Origin of the sequence: Anaeromassilibacillus sp. An200 (assembly GCF_002160025.1) — a bacterium.
GTDB lineage: Bacteria > Bacillota > Clostridia > Oscillospirales > Acutalibacteraceae > Caccousia > Caccousia stercoris.
The window spans coordinates 1-2,175 of sequence record NZ_NFJU01000103.1 but is presented as its reverse complement, the minus strand read 5'-3'; the positions used below and the strand labels follow the sequence as shown (position 1 = coordinate 2,175).

The 2,175-nt window shown below is 51.6% G+C and carries 2 protein-coding genes, 1 tRNA gene and 1 rRNA gene; 2 read left to right on the top strand and 2 right to left on the bottom strand.

All coding sequences use genetic code 11. The annotated features are described in order from the left end of the window. Together rrf and B5F35_RS17970 are read right to left on the bottom strand one after the other, a co-directional pair. Positions 1-108: ribosomal RNA gene (rrf, locus tag B5F35_RS17975) — 5S ribosomal RNA — on the bottom strand; the annotation flags it as partial. An 81-nt stretch (positions 109-189) separates the two neighbouring features. Beyond that, positions 190-264: transfer RNA gene (locus B5F35_RS17970), tRNA-Glu, on the bottom strand. Between the two features lie 305 nt (positions 265-569). Between B5F35_RS17970 and B5F35_RS17965 the strand changes: the two genes are divergently transcribed. Together B5F35_RS17965 and B5F35_RS17960 are read left to right on the top strand one after the other, a co-directional pair. Continuing rightward, positions 570-1,358 (top strand): ParA family protein, encoded by a 789-nt coding sequence (locus B5F35_RS17965; protein WP_087243039.1) that lies wholly within the window; start codon positions 570-572, stop codon positions 1,356-1,358. After that, the coding region (locus B5F35_RS17960; RefSeq protein ID WP_162611483.1) for a ParB/RepB/Spo0J family partition protein at positions 1,345-2,175 on the top strand (831 nt) is incomplete at its 3' end. The genes B5F35_RS17965 and B5F35_RS17960, both read left to right, overlap by 14 nt.

Genomic DNA, 2,175 nt, shown 5'->3' with positions numbered 1-2,175 from the left:
CTCCCTATTGTTCCAGGCCGCTTCCAGCCAAGTATCGTCGGCACCAGTGAGCTTAACTTCCGTGTTCGGGATGGGAACGGGTGGACCCTCACCGTAATCAACACCAACTTGGAAACAAAATCACTTTCATTTCCACTGCTGCTTCCTCAATTTGTAACCAGGGAAGCTTTCTTTGTTTTGCCTTTCGGCTGGTGACCCGTGCGGGAATCGAACCCACGTTAACGGCGTGAGAGGCCGCTGTCTTAACCGCTTGACCAACGGGCCATATCTGTCAGTTTCGGAGCCGGAGCCTCCGGCCCCTTTCTGACTTTGTGGTGCACCATCAGGGACTCGAACCCGGGACACCCTGATTAAGAGTTATGAGATCCTTACATGTAAAAGAGTTTCGACAGAAACTCTTTTTTTTGTTCATTTTTTCAAAGAGCAGCCAAAAGAAATTGGGATATATATTACTTTACTGAATCTACGGTTATAAGTCAAGCTGCTATATTTTGGATAAAACAAAGAGGCTGAAACGGCGCAAGCCGTGGCACATAAAATTCCTATATAAAGGAAAAGGAGAGACAATCATGAGAAAGACAAAAATCGCAATCACCTACGAAAAGGGCGGCGTGGGAAAAACCACAACCGCCGTCAACCTGGCCGCTATCCTGGCCGAAAAGGGCTTCCGTGTCCTGTTGGTCGATCTTGATCCGCAGAGCTACGCGACCGCCTATTTTGATCTGTACAACGATCTCCTGCCCAGCATTACGGGGGTGATGATGGGTCGGAATAAAGCCCAGGAAGCCATCCGGCCCACAAAGATCGAAAACCTGGACATTCTCCCCGGCTCCTACGATTTCAAGGATATTGAAACATATTTGATGATGAAAACCAGACGTCAGGAATACACGCTGCGGGAAACGATGGCGGACGTTTCCGATCTGTACGACTTTATCCTGATGGACTGCCCGCCCAGCGGGAACCGGATCAAGACAAACGCTCTGGCCTACGCCGACTATGTGCTGCTGCCCACAATTCCGGACGATTACGCCATTCACGGCCTGCTGTGTATGGCGAATGAACTGGTGGAGATCCGACAGGGTGTGAACCCATCGTTGGACGTGCTGGGGGTTTTGATTACCATTTATGAGAAAACCTCCAACAAGAAAGCATATACAGAAGCATTACAAGGACAGGATATTTTTCCTTGTTTCCGCACACTGATCCGAAAGAACTCCGCTCTTTCAGCAGCAATCAACGCGCACAAGCCCATCAACCTCTACGCACGGCGCAGCAACGGCTGTACGGACTACACAGCGCTGGCAGATGAAATCATTCAACGCCTGGAGGGAGGTGACACCAGTGGCGAAAATTGATTTAGCGGCCATCACCAAAGGGCTGCAAAAGGTACAGGATAAGGCGACGGCAATGGAAACCGTCGCCCATGACGAGTTGGTAGACGCCGACCTCATTCATTTCGCAGAGAATAATCCCTATGCGGAGCAGGACACACCGGAGGAGCTGGCTGCTCTGGCCGAAGATATCAAGGTCAATGGCCTAATCCATCCTCTTGTAGTGCATCGGGAAAACCCCGAGCACTACACTTTAATTTCAGGGGAAAAGCGGTACAAATCCATTCGGGATTATCTGAAATGGCAGCGTATTCCCTGCCGTGTGTACAGCGGCCTTTCCCCCGACCGTGCGCAGCTCATGCTGCACAGCGCGAATCTGAGTACAAGGGAATACACAACGGAACAGAAGCTTCGCTTTTACCTGGACGCGGACGCGCTGCTGCGCCGGATGCAGGAATCCGGTGAGTACACCGGGCCTTTGCAGAAAGGGCTGGCGGCTCTGCTCAACGTTAGCGACCGCCAGGTTCGGCGGTACAAAAATATCACGGAGAAACTTACACCGGAGCAGAAAGCGGAAGTCGCTTCCGGTGACATGAGTATGAGAGGTGCGCTGGAGTTAATTTCCAGCGCGAAGCAGCAATCGGAACCGGAAACACAGCAGGAGCCGGAGCAGCCGGTGACTCCCATCGTTCTTCCGTGGGATAGCACGGAAGAAACGGATTCCTCGCAAACCGAGTCTGCGGAAGAACCAGAAGAACCGATCCGAGAGGAAGAACCAGAGGAGAGTGACGAGGAGCTATATGGGAAAAATGGAGAACGCCTTTTGACAGATAAGGAACTG

Excerpts from the sequence above, each read along its gene's own strand:
- B5F35_RS17965 (WP_087243039.1), top strand. The coding sequence starts at position 570 with ATGAGAAAGACAAAAATCGCAATCACCTACGAAAAGGGCGGCGTGGGA.